This is a genomic window from Streptomyces sp. NPDC090108, assembly GCF_044747185.1.
Taxonomy (GTDB): domain Bacteria; phylum Actinomycetota; class Actinomycetes; order Streptomycetales; family Streptomycetaceae; genus Streptomyces.
In genome coordinates, this window is the sequence record NZ_JBIVDQ010000006.1 from 22,931 (window position 1) to 42,804 (window position 19,874).

A 19,874-nucleotide genomic window follows, 5' to 3' on the forward strand; every position below is an offset into this window, starting at 1 on the left:
GAGTCGTGGCTGGGCGCGCAGTTCCCCGCGCCCCTGGGGGGTTGGGGGGCCGTTGGCTGGGGGGCGCCGGCCCCGGGCGGTCGGGGTTCGGGTGCGGCACGGTTGGGGCTGGGCGCGCAGTTCCCCGCGCCCCTAGGGGGTTGGGGGGCCGTTGGCTGGGAGGCGCCGGACCCCGGGCGGTCGGGGTTCGGGTGCGGCACGGTTGGGGCTGGGCGCGCAGTTCCCCGCGCCCCTAGGGGGTTGGGGGGCCGTTGGCTGGGAGGCTCCGGACCCCGGGCGGTTGGGGTTTGGGTGCGGCACGGTGGTGGCTGGGCGCGCAGTTCCTCGCGCCCCTGGGGGGTTCGGGTGCGGCACCGTTGGGGCTGGGCGCGCAGTTCCTCACGCCCCTGGGGGGGCCGGCCCTGGGCGGTCGGGGTTCGGGGGGTGGGGTGGTGCGTTGTGGGGGTTATTGGTCGGGGGAGAAGCGGAGGGATTTGGGGGGGATCCGGGCGTCGCACCAGACTCGGGCGCCGTCGGTCAGTTCGTTGTCGGCGCCGATGACCGCGCCGTCGCCGATCACCGCGCCCGTGAGGACGGAGCGTTCGCCGACGCGGGCCCCGGTGCCGATGAGGGAGTCGGTGATGACGGCACCGGGTTCGATGACCGCGCCGGGGAGGATGGTGGAGCCGTGGATCCGGGCGCCCTCGGCGACGGAGGCGCCCTCGCCGACCACGGTCCCGCCCGCCAGCTTCGCGTCCGGCGCCACCGTGGCCGTCGGCAGGATCAGCCGGTCGCCGCAGCGGCCGGGGACCGCCGGGGACGGGGCCCGTCCGAGGACCAGGTCGGCCGAGCCGCGGACGAAGGCCGCGGGGGTGCCGAGGTCGAGCCAGTACGTGGAGTCGACCATGCCCTGGAGGTGGGCCCCGGCGGCCAGCAGCTCGGGGAAGGTCTCGCGTTCCACGGAGACGGGCCGGCCCGCCGGGATCGTGTCGATGACCGAGCGGCGGAAGACGTAGGCCCCCGCGTTGATCTGGTCGGTGACGATCTCCTCGGGCGTCTGCGGCTTCTCCAGGAACGCCAGCACGCGGCCGGTGCCGTCGGTGGGCACGAGGCCGTACGCCCTCGGGTCCGTCACCTGCGTCAGGTGCAGGGAGACGTCCGCGCCCGTGGACTCGTGGGTGGCCACCAGCGCCCTGATGTCCAGGCCGGTGAGGATGTCGCCGTTGAAGATCAGGACCGGGTCGTCGGGGCCGGAGCGCAGACGTGAGGCCACGTTGCGGATGGCGCCGCCCGTGCCGAGGGGCTCGTCCTCGGTGACGTACTCGAGGTGCAGGCCGAGGGAGGAGCCGTCGCCGAAGTACGGCTCGAAGACCTCGGCGAGATAACTCGTCGCGAGGACGATGTGCTCCACGCCCGCGGCCCGCGCCCGCGCCAGCTGATGGGTGAGGAACGGCACGCCCGCCGCCCTGACCATGGGCTTGGGCGTGTTCACCGTGAGCGGCCGCAGCCGGGTTCCTTTGCCGCCGACCAGGAGGATCGCTTCTGTCACCTGTCGTCTCTGCTTCCTGCCGGGACCGGCCGAACTACACATTCCGGCCGGCCAGTGTATGCAGACCGTGCGACGGTGCCTTCGGCGGCCACGCGGTGCCGGCCCGATCCGGGTGTCCGTCCACCGGCCGGCCGCACCCCCGGTCCGCCTCCGCACACCCGCCCTCCGACGGCGGTGAACGCGGTCCGGACCCGGGCCCGCCCGGCACGCGGCGGCCCGGTGCACGGGCGGCCCGGCGGGGCGGCCCCTCAACGGCCCTGGTACCTGGCCGCGCTGGAACGGGCGGTGCCGAGCTTGCCGTAGAGCCGCTTGCCCGGGCAGTCGGTGGCGTACCCGTCCCGATGGCCGGAGATCACGTTCAGTCGTACGCTCTTCCCCTTCGGATAGAGGTTGCCACCGCCCGACTTCAGATATGTCTTTCCGCGCGGATCGGCCCCGAAGAGGCCGAGCTTCCAGGCCGTCAGCTTGGCGATGCCGGTCACGGCGGCGGCGGACGGCTTCGTCGAGCCGTAGGCCCCGATCACGGCGATGCCCATGCTGTCGGTGTTGAAGCCGAGCGTGTGGGCGCCGAGGACCGCCTTGGTGACTCCCCCGGCGCGGCCCTCGTAGACGGTTCCGCACTTGTCGACGAGGAAGTTGTAGCCGATGTCCCGCCAGCCCATGCTCTTGACGTGGTAGCGGTAGATGCCGCGGATGACGGAAGGGGCCTGCGCGCAGGTGTACTTGTTGCCCGAGGCCGTGTGGTGCACGAAGGCCGCCTTGACCTTCTTGGTGTAGACGAACCCGCGCTCGCGCAGCGACTCGTCCGCGCCCCAGCCGCGCCGCGTCACGATCCGCGGGCGCGGACCGATGTACGGCTTGCCGCTCGGCGCCTGTTCGGTGAGGGCGACCAGTTCCCGCTCGGTGTCCGCCCGGTCCAGCGCGGGGATCTCGGTGGCGCCGAAGGGGGCGAGGGCGGCGTTGGCCGCGTAGGTGTCGGCGTACGCGGCGTCCATGCTGTCGGCGGCGTCCTCGCCGGTGCCCGCGCGGGACCCGCGGGCGCCGCCGTCCCCGGGCGGGGCGGCCTTGCCGGGGTCGACGAGTTCCAGGCGCATGCCGGAGGGCAACGGCCAGTACGGTTCCGCGTCCCGGCCGCCGGTTCCGCCGGCCTCCGCCCGCACCCGTACGTCCACGCCGTCGGAATCACCCACCCAGAGCGGGGCGGTCGCGCCGCGGACCCGTCCCGAGGCGCGCTCCGCCGTGCCGGGGTCGGCCCCGTGCTCGTCGCCGTGGGTCTCGACGTCCTGCCAGGCGGACCACCGCCCGGTGGCGGCGGACCGGCTGCGGACCTGGACCCGGCCGTGCAGTTCGGTGTCCGGGTCGTCCCATACGACACCGACCAGCGCGAAGTCGCGTACGTGCGCGCGGTACAGACCCTGCTCCGGGGCTCCGCCGAGCACGCGGTCGCGGGAGGTCGGGGCGAGGGGCAGCGACTGGGTGCTGCCCGGGACGGCGCCGCCCGGGCCCGCGGCGGCGGGGCCCGCGGCAGGCACGGCGGCGTACGCCGGCAGGGCGGGCGGGAGCGCGAGCGCGGCCGCACACACCACACCGATCGATGACAGACCTGACGAAGTAGAGAGGAATCCACGCATGCCACCGATCCTGGACAGAGCCATATAAATCTGTCCATCGGTGAACTGACGGACTGTCGGGAACGCTTCCGCCGAACCGGTGGCCCGGCCGCGCGGTGCGCGCCACCGGCCCGGCGTACCCTTGCGCGGGTGAATGCCACCGATCGCACCCCTGCCGACCTGCTGCGTTCCGCGCTCGCCGCGGATCCCGGCCGCCCCCTGGTGACCTTCTACGACGACGCCACGGGCGAACGCGTCGAACTGTCCGTGGCCACCTTCGCCAATTGGGTGGCCAAGACCGCCAATCTCCTCCAGGGCGACCTGTCGGTGGGCCCCGGCGACCGGGTCGCGCTGCTGCTGCCCGCGCACTGGCAGACGGCGGTGTGGCTGCTGGCGTGCGCGTCGGTGGGCGCGGTGGCGGACGTCGGCGGGGACCCGGCGGCCGCGGACGTGGTCGTCAGCGGGCCGGACTCGCTGGACGCCGCGCGGGCCTGTTCCGGGGAGCGGGTGGCGCTGGCGCTCCGTCCGCTGGGCGGACGGTTCCCGCAGACCCCGCAGGGCTTCGCCGACTACGCGGTGGAGGTGCCGGGCCAGGGGGACCGCTTCGCGCCGTTCGTGCCGGTGGACCCCGAAGAGCCGGCGCTGATCGTCGCCGGGGCGGAGTTCAGCGCGGCCGAGGTGGTCGAGCGGGCGCTGGCGGACGCGCCCGCGCTGGACCTGACGGGTCCCGGGTCCCGGCTGCTGTCGGGGCTGTCGTACGACACCTGGGAGGGGCTGAGCGCCGGGCTCTTCGCGCCGCTGGCGGCCGGCGGCTCCGTGGTGCTGTGCCGGAACGCGGACCGGCTGGACGAGGAGGGGCTCGCCAAGCGGATCGAGAGCGAGCGGGTGACCGCCGTCCGCCGCTGACCCCGGCACACTCCGGGGCGGCCTGACGCGTACCGGAGCGGCCCGGCGCGCACCCGGGCGGCGTGACGCGTGCCCCGGGCGGCCCGGCACGTACCGGAGCGGCTAGGCACCGCGCCCGGGCGGCACGGTGCGCACCGGAGCGGCGCGCACGGGAGCGGCACGGCGCGTATCGGAGCGGCCCCGCGCGCACCCGGGCGGCCCGGCGCGTGCCGGCGGGCCCGCTTCCCCGGAGGCCGTGCCCGGCGGGGCGTGGACGCCCGGGAACCCCGGGGCCCCGGAACGGCTCCGCGAGGTGCGGGAGGGGCCAGGGCGCGAGGGGTGTTCTCGCTGGTCAGTGCGGCACTCGGGGTCCTGCCGAGAGTGCGTCCGCGTGCCTGCCGCGCGGCGGCCGCCGTCCCTCGTTCGGAGTAATACAGGGGGCCCCGGACCCCCCTCCCCGGCATCGTCGTAAGGGCACTGGACCGACGCTCGTACGACCGTGAGGGGGGCCGCACGTGACCGACACAGCCGGTCGCAGACCCCTCGGTCCCGGCCTCGGTTCCTCCGCGAGCGGGGACGGCCTGGTGCGGCGGCACCGGCGGCGCCTGGCCCGGCGGGCCGCGCTCGGCCTCGCCGCACTGCTCGTGGCGGGCGCCGGAAGCGGCTGGGCGGTGTACGCCAAGCTCAGCGGCAACATCACCCCCGACGAGGCCGCCGCCCGGGAACTCGCCCGCTACGAGCGGGAGCGGCCCACCGCGCTGGTGCGGGACGCGCAGAACATCCTGCTGATCGGCTCCGACACCCGGGCCGGCAGCGGCAACGCGCAGTACGGCCGGGACGAGGGCAGCGAGCGGTCCGACACGACGATCCTGCTGCACCTGGCGGCCGACCGGCGCAGCGCCACCGCCGTCTCGCTGCCCCGGGACCTGATGGTGGACATGCCCGACTGTCTGCGGCCGGACGGCAGCCGCAGCGACCCGTCGTTCGCGATGTTCAACCACGCCTTCCAGGTCGGCGGCTCCGCGTGCACGATCCGGACGGTCGAGAAGCTGACGGGCGTCCGCGTCGACCACCACGTGGTGCTCGACTTCAGCGGGTTCAAGGACATGGTGGACGCCGTCGACGGGGTGCAGGTGTGCCTGAAGGAGCCCGTGGACGACAAGGCGGCCAAGCTGAAGCTGGCCGCGGGCAGGGTGACCCTCGACGGGGAGCAGGCGCTCGGGTACGTACGGGCCCGCAAGTCGCTCGGCAACGGCAGCGACACCGAGCGGATGGAACGGCAGCAGCGCTTCCTCGGCGCGCTGGTCGACAAGATGCAGAGCAACGACGTCCTGCTGAACCCGGCGAAGCTGTATCCGGTCCTGGACGCGGCGACCTCCTCGCTCACCACGGATCCGGAGCTGGCCAGCTTGCGCGGCTTGTACCAGTTGGTCCGGGGTCTGCGCGACATCCCCACCGAACATGTGCAGTTCCTGACAGTGCCGAGGGAGTCGTACGTCTACAACGCCAACCGCGACCAACTCGTGGAGCCGGAGGCACAGAAACTGTTCGCGCTGCTGCGGGCGGACCGGCCGGTGACGGTGGCCAGGGATGTCCCCGACGCCCCGGATTCACCGTCGGGGAACGCCACCACGGCCCCGCCGCGCACGGGTGGGGAGAGCGCGTCCCCCGCTCCGACGTTCGAGGGGAACACCGCGGCCGAGCACACCTGTGAGTGATACGCACACCGGCTCGGCGAACTCGCGTCCACAACCATGAGCAGGACCGCCCGGTCGCCGGCAGGTGGAATTTGTCACGGGCGTCACTCGGCGCCGAACCGGGCGGATAGTGTGAGCGATCCGGTGCACCGGGCCATGTGGTCTGCCCAGGTCCGTCCTGGGAACGCGCACCGTTTCAGCGAGACCCGAGCGCCTTTGAGGGGGAAGGCGCCGCGTGGCCCCGACGGAGGATTCGGACAACCGTGGACGCGCAAGGCCGTGGGCGGGCGGACAACATCGACCCCGCAGACCAGTGGGTGATCAATCCGAACACTGGTGAGTACGAACTGCGACTGGGGGATCCCGCACCGCAGTCGTCGGTGCCGGGCCCCCGCAGACCGGACCGCGGCGGCCGCGCCACCGAGGTGGTGCCGCAGCGCGGGCGCCGCGGCGCCGGGCCGCAGGAGCCGCAGGGACGGCGCGGCCGCCGTCCGGCGAAGGAGAAGTCGAGGGCGAGGAAGGTCCTGGCGTGGACCGCCGGCGGTACGGCGGTCGCGCTGGTCGCCGTCGGCACCGCCGGCTACCTCTACATCAAGCACCTCGAGGGCAACGTCACCACCGCGGACGTGGGCAGTGCCGCCAAGAGCGGCTTCAGCAAGAACGGCGCCTTCAACATCCTGATCATCGGCACCGACAAGCGCACGGGCTCCGGCAACGAGGGATACGGGGACCGCAACAGCGTCGGGCACGCCGACACCAACATCCTGCTGCACGTCTCCAAGGACCGGACGAACGCCACCGCGCTGAGCATCCCGCGCGACCTGATCGTGAACGTGCCGCAGTGCACGACGGTCGAGCCCGACGGCACCCGGAAGGTCGTCCCCGCCACCGACGGCGAGCGCTTCAACACGAGCCTCGGCCAGGAGGGCCGCGACCCGGGCTGCACGATGCGGACGGTGAAGGCGGCCACCGGCATCGTGCCGGACCACTTCATGATGGTCGACTTCAACGCCGTGAAGACGCTGACGACCGCGGTCGGCGGCGTCGACGTGTGCCTGGCCCACGCGGTGAACGACGACGACTCGCATCTCCGGCTTCCCGCGGGCCCGTCCAGGATCCAGGGCGAGCAGGCACTGGCGTTCGTCCGCACCCGGCACAGCTGGGGCAACCGGGGCGACCTGGACCGCATCAAGGCGCAGCAGAAGTTCATGGCCTCCCTGATGCGCAAGATGTCCTCCAGCGACACCCTCACCGATCCCGGCAAGCTGTTCCATCTGGCCGACGCCGCCACCAAGGCGCTCACCGTCGACAAGGGCATCGGCAAGGTGAGCACGCTCAAGGACGTCGCGCTGGAGCTCAAGAAGGTGCCGCCGAAGAACATCTCCTTCGTGACGGTGCCCGTGAAGGACAACCCGGCCGACGGCGCCGTGCACAAGACGGTCGTCGTCGATCCGTACCTGGCCCCTCCGGTCTTCGACGCCATCAGGAACGACGTCTCCTTCACCGCGGTGAAGGAGAAGGAGAAGGCCGCCAAGGACACCGCGGCCGCCCGGCTCAAGGGCAGCAGGTCCGCGGCCGCCGACGTGCGCGTACGGATCTTCAACGGCGGCGCCGAGGGCGGCAGCGCGCAGGACACCCTGACGTGGCTGCAGAACGACAAGGGCGTCCTGAAGTCGGAGAACGCGGGCAACGCTCCGGCGGAACTGGCGAGGACCACGCTGGAGTACGCGCCCGGTCAGGCCTCCCAGGCGCGGGAGCTGGCGTCCCTCATGGGTCTGCCCGGGTCCGCCCTGAAGCCGGGCGCGAGCGCCACCGGCTCCCAGGGGCTGCCCGCGATGACGCTGACCCTGGGCAAGGACTTCAAGGGCGCGGGAGTCTCCTTCTCCGGCCCGAAGAAGCCGCCGTCGGTCGACAAGTCCACGGCCGACAAGGTGGAGTGCGCCAGCTGATTTCCTGACACAAAGACCTTCCGGAAAAGGGCAGTTCGTCGGCAAAGGAGCCAACTGCCCTGTATGGGCGGCCTGTCGCATGTCCGTGTTTCCGTCGCCGGTGCCATTCCGGCTTCCGGCAGTGGAGTTCACCCCGCGGGCGGCTCTTACCCGCCGACTGGATAATGACCGGACAGACATCCGGGTCGTGCGGCTTCGGCTCGCCGGACAATCGCTCCACATCCGGATCTTTCACAGAAGACAAGGTCAAGTGCGTTCCCGAGGTAACCCAATGGGTCGGTCGTGCGTCTAACCCAGGACGGGACCGACTCGTTGCGCACTGGACAGGGTGGGGAGGGCTGGGAGTTGGCGCAGAGCGAGCTGCGAGGCAAGGCTCCTTCGGACGGGGAAACGGTTCCGCGCAGGCGGCGTGCCTCGGACACGGCGGAGAAGTCCGGACGCCGCGGCGGAGGCGGCGGGCGCCGCAGAGGGGACGCCAAGGCCGAACGGCGGCAACGCAGACGACGTGCGCTGCGGTGGTCCGCGAGCGTGCTCGGCGTGGTCATACTCGGCACGGCCGGCGCCGGTTACCTGTACATCCAGCACCTCAACGGCAACATCCGCAAGGGTGAGCTCGTCAGCGGCGGGGACGACGTGGCGAAGCCCAAGCCGAACGCGGCCGGCCAGACACCGATCAACATCCTGCTGCTCGGGTCCGACATCCGCGACTCCGCGGAGGACATCAAGCTGGGCGGCGCCAAGGAGAACAAGGGCGCCCCGCCGCGCGCCGACGTGCAGATGCTCATCCACGTCGCCGCGGACCGCAAGAGCGCCGCGTTCGTCAGCGTTCCGCGTGACACCCGGGTCGACATACCCCAGTGCACGGACCCGAAGACCGGGCACGTGTACCCGGCGACCAACGACCTCATCAACTCGTCGCTGGCCCGTGGCGGCCCCGGCTGCACGATGGCCACGTGGCGGCAGCTCACCAAGCTCTACATCGACCACTGGATGATGATCGACTTCACCGGTGTGGTGAACATGGCGGACGCCATCGGCGGTGTCGACGTCTGCGTGCAGGACAACGTCTGGGACCATCACCTGCCGGGCGGCATCCGCGGCGGTTCCGGCCTCAAGCTGAAGGCCGGCGTGAACAAGCTCAAGCACGAGCAGGCCCTGCAGTGGCTGCGGACCCGCGACGCCTGGGGCAGTGACCCGGAGCGTGCCAAGGCCCAGCACATGTACCTGAACTCGATGATGCGCACGCTGAAGAAGCAGAACGTCTTCACCGACAGCGGCCGGTTCATGGACCTGGCGGAGGCGGCCACCAAGTCGCTCCAGGTCTCCGAGGAGCTCGGCTCGGTGAAGAAGCTGTACGACCTGGGCATGCAGCTCAAGTCGGTGCCGCCGAAGCGCATCACCTCGCTGACCATGCCGCGCATCGCGGACCCGGAGGCCCCGAACGCGCACCTGCTGCCGGACCCCGTGAACGCGCCGAAGGTCTGGCAGATGCTCCGGGACGACGTGCCGTTCGACAAGAACGGCACACCCGCGAAGAAGAAGGAGCCTGCGGCACCCAAGACGCCCTCGCAGTCTCCCGGGCAGCTCGGCGTGCTCGTGCAGAACGCGACGGCCGACTCCGCGAACGCGGCCGTGCCGGGGCGGGCGCAGGCGGTCGCCGACGCCCTCGCCCAGCAGGGTTACGTCAGAGCCTCGAAGGACGCCTCCGCCACCGGACTGTCCGCGGACAGCACCGTGGTGCGGTACCCCAGCGCCGACCTCCAGGGCGACGCCCAGGCGCTCGCCAAGTCGCTCGGCATCCCGGCGAGCGCGGTGAAGCAGTCCACCGCCGTGTCCGGCGTGACCGTCGTCGTGGGCGCGGACTGGCGCACCGGCTCCAGCTACCCGCAGAAGCCGAAGGAAGGCGACGTGCCCAGCAACTCCGATGCCATCAACGGCGCGGACGAGAGCCAGTGCATGCCCGTGTACAAGCCGTACCGGTGGTGACCGGCTGACCGCTGCCGCGGGAACGGACCGAGGGGCTCACCGTCCAGGACGGTGAGCCCCTCCTCCGTACGGCGGCGGCCGCCCGTGAGCGGTCCGCGCAGGGGTAAGCCCGCGGTCAGTGGCTTTCGCGCACGACCGCCGGACGGCGCGAGGCGATGACCTTCCTCGCCAGCGACTTCGGGCTGGTCAGGAAGCCCCAGCCCCACGACATGTGCATGGTGGCGAGGGCGACCGGGATCTGGAGGCGGGCCTTCAGCGGCAGCCCCTTGCCCGCGGGGACGGACCCGAGGGCGATCGCCGCGAGGTACCCGCCGGGGATCACGAAGCCCACCGGGGTCACCAGCGCGCCCACGACGACGCCCGCCGCGATCGCGCAGACCGCGGTCGGCGGCGCGAGGTACCGCAGGTTGATGGAGCCCTCGTGGTAGCGGGCGACCACGTGCCGCCAGCGTCCGTAGTCCTTGTACTGCTTGGCGAGGGCCCTGACGCTCGGGCGCGGCCGGTAGGAGACCTTCAGCTCCGGGGAGAACCAGATCAGACCGCCCGCCTCGCGGATACGGAAGTTCAGCTCCCAGTCCTGGGCGCGGATGAACTCCTCGTTGTAACCGCCCTGCGCCTCCAGCGCCTCACGGCGGAAGACGCCGAGGTAGACGGTCTCGGCGGCGGCCGCCTGGCCGCCGGTGTGGAAGGCCGCGTTACCGACACCGATCTTCGAGGTCATCGCGGCGGCGACCGCGTGCTCCCAGTCGTTCTCGCCCTCGGCGTGCATGATGCCGCCGACGTTCTGCGCGCCGGTCTCCTCCAGGAGCCGTACGGCGGTCGCTATGTAGTTCGGCGAGAGGATCCCGTGACCGTCGACACGGACCACGACCGGGTGCCGGGACGCCTTGATCGCCGCGTTCAGCGCGGCGGGGGTGCGGCCGGTCGGGTTCGGGACGGTGTGCACGCGCGGATCCTCACGGACCAGCTCGGCGGCGATCTCGTCCGTACGGTCCGCGGAGGGACCGAGGGCGATCACGACCTCCATCTCGCCGGCGTACTCCTGCGCGAGGATCGCCTGGACGGCCCCGCGCAGATGCCGCTCCTCGTTGAGGACGGGCATGATCACAGAAACGGCGGGGAGCCGCACGTCGGACTTGGCGTTCATAGGAGCCTCACGTTACCGCGAACGGGGGACACGGGTGCGCGCCGCGGGGGCTGCGACGCGGGCTGGAGATCCTATCGGCCTACGGTTCTCACAAATCCCACGTACGGCCGCAGCCCGGAGGTGTTCCTTGCCCACCCCGCCCCGGTCCCCTTCGTCCGCCGCCGACGGCACGGGAGGTGCGCCCGGGCCACGGCGCCGCCCCCAGCCGCAGCGCAGGCCGCAGCCGCGCCCGCAGCCGCAGGCGCAGCGCCGCGGGCCACGTCCGGCCGGCCGCCCGGGGCGGCCCGGGCGGCGGCCCGGGCGGCCGCGCTGGGCCATGCGCGCGGTGACCACGCTGTCGGTGGTGGTGCTCGCCGCGGCGGGGATCGGCCACGCGGTGGTCAGCAGCCTGGACGCGGGCATCGCCCGGGTCGACGCCTTCAAGGACATGAAGAACCGGCCCCGCGCGGGCCACGGCATGAACGTCCTGCTGGTCGGCACCGACGGCCGCGACAGGATCAGTGACGCGGAGAAGCGGGCGTACCGGCTGGGCGGGGCGCCCTGCCACTGCACCGACACGGTCATGATCGTGCACATCTCGGAGGACCGGGAGCGGGCCAGCGTGGTCAGCCTGCCCCGGGACTCCTACGCCGAGGTGCCCGCGCACGTCGACCAGAACACCGGGCAGCGGCACGGACCGCACCCCATCAAGCTGAACGCGGCCTACGCCGAGGGCGGGCCGCAGCTGACCGTGCGGACGGTCGAGGACATGACGCACGTGAAGATCGACCACTACATGGAGGTCGACTTCACCAGCTTCATGAAGACCGTGGACGTGCTCGGCGGCGTCCGCGTCTGCACGGCGACCCCGCTGAAGGACTCGTACACCGGTCTCGACCTCGCGCCCGGCACGCACACCCTGTCGGGCGGGCAGGCGCTGCAGTACGTACGGGCCCGGCACGTGGACGGGGCGAGCGACCTCGGCCGGATGAAGCGGCAGCAGCGGTTCCTGGCGGCGCTCATCGCGCGGGCCACCTCCTCGGGGGTGCTGTTCAACCCGATGCGGTTCCGGGACGTGACGCGGGCGGTGCTCGGCTCGGTGCGGGCCGACGAGGGCTTCGGCACGGACGAGCTGCTCGACCTGGGCCGGGCGATGCGGAACTTCTCCCCCTCGTCCTCCGAGTTCACCACCGTGCCCATCGGCCAGATGAACTTCCCGGTCAAGGGCATCGGCTCGACGCTGAAGTGGGACCCCGCCAAGGCCGCCCGGCTGTTCACCTCCCTGCGCGACGACAAGCCGCTCGCCGTGGACCGGCCGAGCCGCGGCCCGGCCCCCGCGCACGTCGAGGTGGCTCCGTCGCAGATCCGGCTCCAGGTGGCGAACGGCACCGCCTCGGCCGGGCTGGCCAGGCGCCTGGACGCCGCCCTCACCGCGGCCGGCTTCGCCGCCGACCACCGGCCGGTGAGCGCGGCCGCCCATGACGTCCGGCGCACGGTGATCTCCTACGACCCCCGCTGGGACCGCTCCGCCCGCTCCCTGGCCGCCGCGCTGCCCGGCAGCGAGCTGCGGGCCGTACCGGGCCAGGGGCAGCTGCTGAAGGTCACCGCCGGCTCCGACTTCCAGGACACGGGCAAGGTCCGCAAGGTACGGCCGGAGGACCCCGGCACCCCCGACGAGCAGAACGTGGTGCGCGGCAACGAGGTGGTGTGCGCGGGCGGCGCGTGACACCGAACCGCCCGGGCCGCGCCCGGACGCCGGGCCCGGGGCCCGGGCGCGGGCAGGGCGGGCCGGACGCTGAGGCCGGGGCGGGCGGGGTACGGGGCCGGGCCGAGGCCGAGGCCCGGGGCGCGGCAGGGCGGGCCGGACGTTGCGGCCGGGGCGGCCGGGTACGGGCCGGGGGTGCCCTGGGTCAGGAGGTGCAGCGGTGGTCGGTGGGGGCGGGGGTCCGGGCCGGCGGGGGCTTCGGGGCGGCCAGGGGGCTGCCCGGGGAGACGAAGTCCTGGCCGAGGGTCAGCACGATCGCCGGCAGGCCCTGCGCGTTCTTCTCGCTCGTGCCCGGCTTGAGGGCCGACCCCGGCAGCCGCATGAGGGCAGCGAGCTCGCGCGCCTGGGCGGCCTGGTCCGGCGCGTACTCCAGGGTCGTCAGGGGCCGCGGCGCGCCGCGGCTGCCGAGCTGGCTGGACTTGAGCACGCCCTTCTCGTTCTGCAGCCAGGTGAGCACGCTCTGGCCGGAGCCGTCGGGCGCCCCGGCGTTGTAGATGTCGACCCGGACCTCGGCCGGTGCCGAACGGCTGCCCTTCAGCCGGGCCTCCTCCTCGGCCTTGCCCTTCGTGTCCTCGCCGCCCGCGGTCAGGGCCAGCCGCGTCCCGGCGTCACCGGAGGGACGCGCCTCGCAGGCCGGGGCGGCGGACGCGGACCGGAGATAGAGGTAGCCGCCGGTCCCGCCGACGGCCATCAGGGACGCCAGGACGCCGGCCGTCCACAGCGGGGCCACCCGGCCGGCCTTCCTCCTGCCGCGGCCCTGGGACCGGCGCCGGCCCGCCGGGGCGGCGGCGGGGGCGGGCTCACGGCCGCGCCGGCGCGACGGCGCCTGCGGAGCCCCGCTCCCGGAGCGGGCGGCACGGCGGCCGGAGGACGCGGGCGCGGACGGCTGCGCGGAGGAGGCGGGGGGAGCCTGGGACGTGGCGGGGGCCTGCCGGGCCGCCCGGCCGGCGGACCGGGGAACGGGCGCCGGGGGCACGGCGGGCTCCGCCGTGAAGGGTGGTGCGGGCGCGGGCTCCGGCCGGTACGCCGGGGCCGTGTGCAGCCGCAGCTCGTACTCACCCGTCCGCGGGTTCAGCACCCACTGGTCCGAGGGGTCGATGTCCTCGCCCCGGCCACGGCCTTCCGTGTCCATGTCTCCACCCTGGTCGGGGCGCACCGGCGGCGCCCCGGAAATCTCCCGGTCCGTGAAACGGTGAGCGGCCTCGCGGGCCGGCGCACCGGACCGCCCAGACTATCCACCCCGCCCGCCCGCGGGCGACACGCGGTGACACTTCCCACATTCACACAACTCATCTGAAACGAAGGCGAGTTGCCAACGTTCACCGACGTCCGCCGAGCGGACGTGGGAGCGGACCTCAGTCCGTGAAGCCTTCGGCGACACGCCTCTCGCGCAGCTCGCGGATGGCACGGCGCCGGGCCAGGCGGTGGGTGCGGCGGATCTGGGCCTCCTGGTGGCGGCGGCGGTCCCGCTCGGTCTCGGGCAGCACCGGGGGCACCAGGCGCGGCTTGCCGTCGGCGTCCACGGCCGTGAAGACCAGGTACGCCGAGCCCACCTGGGTGGGCGGGTTCGACTCGTTCCAGCGCTCGGCCAGGACGCGGACGCCGACCTCCATCGAGGTCCGGCCGGTCCAGTTCACCTGCGCCTTCACATGCACCAGGTCGCCCACGCGGACCGGCTCCAGGAAGGCCATCTCGTCCATGGACGCGGTGACGGCGGGGCCGCCGGAGTGCCGGCCCGCCACCGCGCCCGCCGCGTCGTCGACGAGCTTCATGATCACTCCACCGTGCACCGTGCCCAGAAGGTTGGTGTCGTTGTGGGTCATGATGTGGCTGAGCGTGGTGCGGGAAGCGGACGTGGGCTTACCCGGGATGTCCGGTTCCACGTCAGGGGCCTGGTCTGTCATGGCCTCCACCTTATGCCGAAGTGACAATCACGGAATTTGTGACAGCTCGGCAACAGGGCCGCTGTGATTTGTCCCCAGGCCTTGTGAGGAACACCGCCGGTCACTGCACACTGGGGCGCATGAATAACTGGCCCGAAGGATGGTCCGACGACAACCGCGGCCCGCGCTACGGACGCGGTAGCGCCGGCGCGCAGCCGGAGGGTGCCCGCTCGATGCGCCAGGTGCGGCGCGGCCCGACGGTGCCGCCCGGCCGGGGCCCGTCGTACGGCGACCAGGGGCCGTCCGCGCCTCCGTACGGCGCCGGAGTCCCGCAGCAGCCGTCGTACACCGACGGCCGCGGGTACGACGACGGCTACGACAGCGGCTACAACACGGGCCAGGTCTACGGCGGCGGCTCCGGAGGCCCCGGCGGGCCGGGCGAGCGGTACGCCCCCGCGTCCCGTCCCGCGCCGAACTGGCGCAAGCGGATCAAGTGGACGGCGATCACGCTGGCGAGTGTGCTGATCGTCACCTCGGTCGCCACGTACTTCTGGGCCGACTCCAAGCTCCACCGGGACGTCGACCTCTCCAAGGTCATCGACCGGCCCGCGGCCGGCGACGGCACCAACTACCTGATCGTCGGATCCGACAGCCGCAAGGGCATGACGGCCGAGGACAAGAAGAAGCTGCACACCGGCTCCGCCGAGGGCCAGCGCACCGACTCGATGATGATCCTGCACGTCGGTGACAACGGCGACACGCTCATATCGCTGCCCCGCGACTCGGACGTGGAGATCCCGTCCTACCAGGGCTCGGGCTCCGGCAAGGTCTACCCGGGCACGGGCCGGCACACGAAGCTGAACGCGGCCTACGCGGAGGACGGCCCGACGCTGCTGGTGCGCACCATCGAGTTCAACACCGGCCTGCACATCGACCACTACGTCGAGATCGGCTTCGGCGGCTTCGCGAAGATCGTGGACGCGGTCGGCGGTGTCGAGATCACCATCGACAAGGGCTTCAAGGACAAGGACTCGGGCGCCGACTTCAAGTCGGGCAAGCAGACGCTGAACGGCGAGGAGGCGCTCGCCTTCGTCCGCACCCGGCACGCGTTCGCGGCGCAGGACCTCCAGCGCACCAAGAACCAGCAGAAGTTCCTGTCCGCGCTGGCCCACCAGGTGGCCACTCCCTCGACCGTGCTGAACCCGTTCACGTTCTACCCGACCATGGGCGCGGGCCTGGACTCGCTGACCGTCGACAAGGACATGGGCCTGTGGGACCTGGGCTCCATGTTCTGGGCGATGAAGGGCGTCAGCGGCGGCGACGGCAAGTCGCTGAACATGCCGATCTCCGGCTCCGTCGGCGGCAACCTCGTCTGGGACAAGGCGAAGGTCAAGACGCTCGTGACCGAGCTGAACAACGACGAGCCGGTCACCGTCTCCGGCAACTAGCAGCCGCCCTGCGGGGCGTGCCGGGACCGCCCGGCGAGGCGTGCCGGGGCGGCCCGGCGGGAGGCGTGACGACACCGCCCGCCCGCCGGGCCGCTCCCGTGAGGGGCGGTCCACAGCCGCTGCCGTAGTCATGGCACCCGCAAATTTCCTTCACCTGGAACGCAATCTTCAGTCATGAAAAGAGGATTGACGGAAGATCAGACACCATGGTCCACTTCCGTCGTCAACTCGGGTTGCCGCCTTTCACATGACACACATCAAGGGAGTCCTTGTGCGTATCCAGGCCAAGCTCTTCACCGCTGCCGCCGCCGGCGTCGCGGTGCTCGGTCTCGCCATGCCCGCGCAGGCGGCCAGCAGCCAGGTTTCCGGCAATGCCACCGGGCGCTGCGGCAACTCGGTTCTGGGCGGCGGCAACTACCAGCCGCTCTGCCTCTTCTACGTGCACGACGGTTCCGGCGCCATCTGGGGCCAGGACGGCAGCGTCTCCAACCTCTCCGGCTACACCTTCAAGAGCGGCAGCGGCCAGGGTGCCGGTCAGGCCGTGAAGAACAACGCCACCGCCATGGAGTCCGAGTACTACGAGAACCGCGGTGGCACCGTCTGGTTCAACAGTGGTTACAACGGCAACTACGACTGGGCCTACGACGGCAAGGGCGGCCCGCTCAACTACACGTGGAACAACGACGCCGCCACCGAGGTCGGTATCGGCGTCGGCTGACCCGCGCGACCGTAGGAGGTTGCCGGATCACCACTCCCTCGCTGCCGGTCCGCGGACCGGCAGCGAGGCCTTTTGACTGAGAACCCATATGACGATCACCTCTGGTCGCGCGGGCGCCGCACTGATCTGCGCGGTCGCCGGCATCAGCCTGCTCGCGGGCTGCTCGCAGAACGCCTCGCCCGCCGTCGGGAAGCCCCCGAAGCCGGTGGTCTCCAGGATTCCCGGCGTCACCGCGATCCCGTCGCTCACCGACACCGCGCACATGGACCTGCCCGTCGACTCGTACATGCCGGCGGGACACGACCTGCTGCTGACGACCGAGGCCATGACGACGCTGGAGCAGCGCTGCGTCAGCCGTTTCGGGCTCAGGTACGTCCCCACCGAGGCGCGCCTGCCGAACTTCACGAAGAACGGCCGCCGTTACGGCGTCCCGGAGTCCCTCGACGTCGCGCGCGGCTTCGGCTTCCACATGACGAAGAACGACCCCCGGAGCCTGCCCGCACACCTGGGGACACCTCCTTCGCAGGAGGTGCGTACGGTCCTGACGGCCACGTCCCCGCAGGGACTCGTCACCTCGTACCACGGCGAGAAGCTGCCCAAGGGCGGGTGCGTCAGCGAGGCGGACCGGGCCATCACGGGCGGCGACGAGGTGCAGCGGGCGGGACACTCCCCGCTGGCCGAGGAGATCCGGGCGCACTCCTTCGAGTACTCGCAGCTGGACCCGCGCGTCATCGCGGCGCAGGGCGCCTGGAAGAAGTGCATGGGCGCCCAGGGCTACACGAACTACAAGAAGACCTTCGACGCCGCGGGCGACGACCGCTGGAGCACACCGGCCGCGACGTCCCAGGAGATCACCGTGGCGGTCGCGGACTGGCAGTGCGCCAAGCGCGTCAACCTCGTGGGCACCTGGTTCGCGGTGGAGAGCGCCTACCAGAACACCCAGATCGAGGCGCACGCCGAGGAACTGCAGCAGGCCCGGGAGGGCTTGCGGAACCAGGTGAAGCGGGTGACGGCCGTGCTGTCCGGCGGCAAGCCGTCCGGTTCCTGACCGGGGCGGGGAAAGAGAACTGATGGCAGACCTGACGAAGAGCGCGGTCGCCGAAGCGGTCGCACCGGCACCGGACCCCGGTGCCCCCGGGACGGACCCCGCCGCACACGCGGCGGACCCCGGCACCCCCGGGACGGACCCCATCGCACCTGCCGCGGAACACAGCACCCCCGAGCGGGAGCCCGCCGGACCCGGTGCCCCGGCGCCCCTCACCCGCAGGTCCGCGCTCGCGCGCCGGCGCCGCGCGGTGCTCGCGGTGGCCGCCACGGCCACGCTGCTGTCCGTCGGCGGGCTCGGCGGCGCGCTGCTGGTGAAGTCGCCCGCCCAGGCGGCCGCGGACACCCGCGCCCCCGAGGCCAGTGTCATCAGCGCGACCGTGAACTCCGAGCGCCTGGCCCGCACCGCCGTCCTGCGCGGTGACGTGACCAGCGGCTCGACCCTGTCCATCACGCCCACCTCGGTGGCGGACACCCGTGCGCTGGGCGGCGGGACCAACCCCGGCGGCATGCCGCCCGTGCTCACCCGGAAGCTGGCGCACGTCGGCGACACGGTCGCCGCCGCCCGGCCCATGGCCGAGTTCTCCGGGCGTCCGGTCTACGTCCTGCCCGGCCGGATCCCGGTCTACCGTGACATCCTCCCCGGCGAGTCCGGCCAGGACGTCGCCCAGCTCCAGAACGCGCTGGCCGGGCTCGGTCTGTACGCCGGGGGCGACGAGCGCGGCTCCTTCGGCGCGGCGACCGGGAAAGCCGTCACCGCGCTGTACCACCGCATGGGTTACCCGGTGCCGGTCACCAGGGGCGGCGACGGCACCGGCCAGGCCGCCGACCCGGCCGGGACGGCGGGCACGGGCGGCGGGAACGGCGCCGCCGGCGGTCCCTTCGTACCGGCCTCCGAGATGGCGTTCGTCTCCTCGGTGCCGGTGCGGGTCGTCTCGCTGCCCGCGTCCGTCGGCGACAAGGTGACCGGTCCGGCCGTCACCCTGGCCACCGGCGGTCTGAAGCTCACCGGCTATCTCGACCCCTCCTACCACGACCTGGTCAAGGAGGGCCTGAAGGTACGGATCACCTCGGAGTCCCTCGGCCTGACCGCCTCCGGCACGGTGGCCTCGGTGGGCGCGCTGGTCACCCCCGGCGACAAGTCGGGCGACCGGTCCTCCGACGGCGCGGCCCCGGACCAGGGCGCGGGAGGACTCGCCAACGGCGGCATCCCGTACCTGCCGATGCAGATCGCCCGGACCGGCAAGTGGGACAACCGGCTCGACGGCCAGAACGTGCGCATCACCCTCACCGCCGCGGCCACCAGCGGGGCGGTCCTCACCGTTCCCGAGGCGGCGATCAACGCCGGCGCGAACGCCCGCACCAGCGTCACCGTGCTGGGCTCCGACGGGTCCCAGCACAGGGTGCCCGTCACGGTGGGGGTGGCGGCCGACGGCCGGGTGCAGGTCACCCCGGAGGGCACGGCCCGGCTGCGCGCGGGCGACCGTGTGGTGGTCGGCCAGTGAGCGGGCTGAGCACGTCCGCTCCGGTGATCCGGCTGCGGGGCGCCGCCAGGACCTACCCGGGCGCCGTGGCCGTGCACGCCCTCCAGCCCACCGATCTCGACGTGGAGCGCGGGGACTTCGTCGCCGTGGTCGGCCCGTCGGGGTCGGGGAAGTCCACCCTGCTCAACCTGATCGGCATGCTGGACCGCCCCTCGTCGGGCACGTACGAGTTCGCCGGCGCGGACGTGTCCGCCCTGAAGGAGCGGGAGCGCACGGCGCTGCGCGGACGGAAGGTCGGGTTCGTCTTCCAGTCCTTCCACCTCCTGTCGCACCGCACGGCCACGGAGAACGTCGCCCTCGCCCAGCTGTACGTGACCACGGACCGCGGCGCGCGCACCGACGAGGCGGTACGGGCACTGCGGACCGTGGGCCTCGGCCACCGGCTCGACGCGCTGCCCCCCACCATGTCCGGCGGGGAACGCCAGCGCGTCGCCATCGCCCGCGCGCTGGTCAACCGCCCCGAACTGGTCCTCTGCGACGAGCCCACCGGCAACCTGGACTCCGCGACATCGGCGCACGTGATGAGACTGCTCGAAGAACTGCACGCGGCCGGACTCACCGTCGTCGTCATCACCCACGACCACGCCGTGGCCGAACGCGCCCGGCGCGTCCTGACCATCCGGGACGGCCGCATCCTCTCCGACACCGATCGGCGGGCCGCCGCGTGACCGTACCCCCGACCGGACGTCCC

15 protein-coding genes are annotated in these 19,874 nt (G+C 72.7%); 10 read left to right on the forward strand and 5 right to left on the reverse strand.

What is annotated here, in order from left to right:
* Window positions 1-445: 445 nt before the first annotated feature.
* Window positions 446-1,528 (reverse strand): NDP-sugar synthase, encoded by a 1,083-nt coding sequence (locus tag ACIPRD_RS21775; protein WP_356411802.1) that lies wholly within the window; start codon window positions 1,526-1,528, stop codon window positions 446-448.
* Window positions 1,529-1,776: 248 nt separating this feature from the next.
* A complete protein-coding gene (locus tag ACIPRD_RS21780) occupies window positions 1,777-3,159 on the reverse strand; it encodes a peptidoglycan recognition protein (protein ID WP_401565220.1) in 1,383 nt (460 codons plus the stop codon).
* A 129-nt stretch (window positions 3,160-3,288) separates the two neighbouring features.
* Here ACIPRD_RS21780 and ACIPRD_RS21785 point away from each other — a divergent pair, with 129 nt between their 5' ends.
* From ACIPRD_RS21785 to ACIPRD_RS21800, 4 genes are all read left to right on the forward strand, one after another.
* The gene (locus tag ACIPRD_RS21785; protein WP_356411804.1) at window positions 3,289-4,044 is read left to right on the forward strand and encodes a TIGR03089 family protein; all 756 of its coding nucleotides are present in this window, start codon (window positions 3,289-3,291) and stop codon (window positions 4,042-4,044) included.
* 494 nt (window positions 4,045-4,538) lie between these two features.
* Window positions 4,539-5,741 (forward strand): LCP family protein, encoded by a 1,203-nt coding sequence (locus tag ACIPRD_RS21790; protein ID WP_401565222.1) that lies wholly within the window; start codon window positions 4,539-4,541, stop codon window positions 5,739-5,741.
* A 242-nt stretch (window positions 5,742-5,983) separates the two neighbouring features.
* Window positions 5,984-7,669 carry an LCP family protein gene (locus tag ACIPRD_RS21795; protein WP_401565224.1) on the forward strand — a complete coding sequence of 562 codons (1,686 nt, stop codon included), beginning with the start codon at window positions 5,984-5,986 and terminating at the stop codon, window positions 7,667-7,669.
* Window positions 7,670-8,014: 345 nt separating this feature from the next.
* Window positions 8,015-9,655 carry an LCP family protein gene (locus tag ACIPRD_RS21800; protein WP_401565782.1) on the forward strand — a complete coding sequence of 547 codons (1,641 nt, stop codon included), beginning with the start codon at window positions 8,015-8,017 and terminating at the stop codon, window positions 9,653-9,655.
* A gap of 115 nt (window positions 9,656-9,770) precedes the next feature.
* Here ACIPRD_RS21800 and ACIPRD_RS21805 read toward each other — a convergent pair whose 3' ends face one another.
* On the reverse strand, window positions 9,771-10,802 hold the full coding sequence (locus tag ACIPRD_RS21805) for a glycosyltransferase family 2 protein (RefSeq protein ID WP_401565227.1): 1,032 nt from the start codon (window positions 10,800-10,802) through the stop codon (window positions 9,771-9,773).
* 316 nt (window positions 10,803-11,118) lie between these two features.
* Here ACIPRD_RS21805 and ACIPRD_RS21810 point away from each other — a divergent pair, with 316 nt between their 5' ends.
* Window positions 11,119-12,507 (forward strand): LCP family protein, encoded by a 1,389-nt coding sequence (locus ACIPRD_RS21810; RefSeq protein ID WP_356406063.1) that lies wholly within the window; start codon window positions 11,119-11,121, stop codon window positions 12,505-12,507.
* A 184-nt stretch (window positions 12,508-12,691) separates the two neighbouring features.
* Here the strand turns inward: ACIPRD_RS21810 and ACIPRD_RS21815 are convergent, their stop codons facing one another.
* Together ACIPRD_RS21815 and ACIPRD_RS21820 are read right to left on the reverse strand one after the other, a co-directional pair.
* Window positions 12,692-13,678 (reverse strand): LytR C-terminal domain-containing protein, encoded by a 987-nt coding sequence (locus ACIPRD_RS21815; protein ID WP_401565229.1) that lies wholly within the window; start codon window positions 13,676-13,678, stop codon window positions 12,692-12,694.
* A 223-nt stretch (window positions 13,679-13,901) separates the two neighbouring features.
* Window positions 13,902-14,450, reverse strand: coding sequence for an acyl-CoA thioesterase (locus ACIPRD_RS21820; RefSeq protein ID WP_356406067.1), 549 nt, complete (start codon window positions 14,448-14,450; stop codon window positions 13,902-13,904).
* Between the two features lie 119 nt (window positions 14,451-14,569).
* Here ACIPRD_RS21820 and ACIPRD_RS21825 point away from each other — a divergent pair, with 119 nt between their 5' ends.
* From ACIPRD_RS21825 to ACIPRD_RS21845, 5 genes are all read left to right on the forward strand, one after another.
* The gene (locus ACIPRD_RS21825; protein WP_356406069.1) at window positions 14,570-15,877 is read left to right on the forward strand and encodes an LCP family protein; all 1,308 of its coding nucleotides are present in this window, start codon (window positions 14,570-14,572) and stop codon (window positions 15,875-15,877) included.
* A 271-nt stretch (window positions 15,878-16,148) separates the two neighbouring features.
* A complete protein-coding gene (locus ACIPRD_RS21830; RefSeq protein ID WP_356406071.1) occupies window positions 16,149-16,595 on the forward strand; it encodes a hypothetical protein in 447 nt (148 codons plus the stop codon).
* Between the two features lie 88 nt (window positions 16,596-16,683).
* Window positions 16,684-17,643 (forward strand): hypothetical protein, encoded by a 960-nt coding sequence (locus tag ACIPRD_RS21835; protein WP_356406073.1) that lies wholly within the window; start codon window positions 16,684-16,686, stop codon window positions 17,641-17,643.
* A 22-nt stretch (window positions 17,644-17,665) separates the two neighbouring features.
* The gene (locus tag ACIPRD_RS21840; RefSeq protein ID WP_401565231.1) at window positions 17,666-19,144 is read left to right on the forward strand and encodes a peptidoglycan-binding protein; all 1,479 of its coding nucleotides are present in this window, start codon (window positions 17,666-17,668) and stop codon (window positions 19,142-19,144) included.
* Window positions 19,141-19,851: an ABC transporter ATP-binding protein gene (locus tag ACIPRD_RS21845; protein WP_356406077.1), complete on the forward strand. Its 711-nt coding sequence runs from the start codon at window positions 19,141-19,143 to the stop codon at window positions 19,849-19,851. The genes ACIPRD_RS21840 and ACIPRD_RS21845 overlap by 4 nt, the downstream gene beginning before the upstream one ends.
* Window positions 19,852-19,874 lie beyond the last annotated feature (23 nt).